Raw genomic sequence first — 1,492 nt, 5'->3', positions numbered from 1 at the left:
GGTGGATTCAATCGGTCGTCGCAACACCCTCTCGGAATCACTGGAGGTATGGGCGATGGCAAGCAAGGACTGGGCGAGGAAGATCAGTGACGTGCCCGAGGGGACACGGCGGCAGTGGAGAGCGGATCGGGCCTTGCGGGCCCCGATGCGCTCTCCTGGCAGGCCGCAGCCCTCACGGGAGGTCCAACGCCAGTTCTGGCGTGTGATCGCCACCGGTGTCACCACGGTCGAGGCATCCCTGACTGTGGGCGTGTCCTGGCCCGTCGGGGCGCGCTGGTTCCGTCACGCTGGCGGGATGACCCCGCTGTCCTTAGCCGAGCCCACCGGCCGGTATCTGTCCTTCGCTGAGCGTGAGGAGCTCGCGATCCTCCATGCCCAGGGCCAGGGGGTCCGTCAGATCGCACGCACGCTGGGACGTGATCCCGGCACGATCAGCCGTGAGCTGCGCCGTAACTGCGCCACTCGTTCCGGGAAGCAGGAGTACCGGGCCACGGTGGCGCAGTGGAAGGCCCAGGAAGCTGCCAGGCGGCCCAAGCCGGCGAAGCTGGCCACGAACCAGCGACTGCACGACTACGTCCAGGCACGCCTGAACGGGGTGGTCCTGGGCCCCGATGGCGTGGCCGTGCCGGGACCGGTCGGGCCCGGTTTCAAGGGGCGGAAGATGAAACCGCGCCGGGCGGACCGGCGGTGGTCCACGGCGTGGAGCCCTGAGCAGATCAGCCACCGGCTGCGCCTGGAGTTCCCGGATGATGTGTCCATGCGGATCTCTCATGAAGCGATCTATCAGTCCCTGTTCATCCAGGGGCGTGGGGCGCTCAAGCGTGAACTCGTCGCGTGCCTGCGTACCGGGCGGGCTCTGCGCGAGCCGCGGGCACGTACCCGGAACAAGCCCCAGGGCCACGTCACCGAGGACGTGGTGTTCAGCAAGCGCCCACCCGAGGCCGCTGATCGTGCTGTGCCCGGGCACTGGGAAGGGGACCTGATCATCGGGACCGAGCGTTCAGCGATCGGGACTCTGGCCGAGCGCAAGAGCCGGGCCACGATCCTGGTCCACTTGCCCCGCCTGGAGGGATGGGGTGAGCGGCCGCCGGTGAAGAACGGGCCGTCGCTGGGTGGGTACGGGGCTGAGGCGATGACCGCGGCCCTGATCAAGGCGATGGCGACGGTGCCGGAGCAGCTGCGTCAGAGCTTGACGTGGGATCGGGGCAAGGAGCTGGCCGGGCATGTCCAGTTCACGATGGCCACGGGCACGAAGGTGTTCTTCGCTGACCCCCACTCGCCGTGGCAGCGGCCGACGAACGAGAACACGAACGGGGTGCTGCGGCAGTACTTCCCCAAGGGCACGGACCTGTCGAGATGGTCGGCCGAGGACCTCGCAGCAGTCGCGTACACGCTGAACAACAGGCCCAGGAAGGTCCTGGACTGGAAGACTCCCGCGGAGGTCTTCGCCGAGCAGCTACGCTCGCTCTCAACGCACGGTGTTGCAACGACC

At 68.1% G+C, this 1,492-nt stretch carries 1 protein-coding gene; it reads left to right on the top strand.

The window, feature by feature from the left end:
- Positions 1 to 55: 55 nt before the first annotated feature.
- On the top strand, positions 56 to 1,492 hold a 1,437-nt coding region (locus ABIB16_RS11315), incomplete at its 3' end, for an IS30 family transposase (RefSeq protein WP_444860509.1).

This window comes from Micrococcus sp. UYEF5, assembly GCF_040546065.1.
GTDB classification, from domain to species: domain Bacteria; phylum Actinomycetota; class Actinomycetes; order Actinomycetales; family Micrococcaceae; genus Micrococcus; species Micrococcus luteus.
This window is presented reverse-complemented; position numbering and strand designations above follow the sequence as displayed.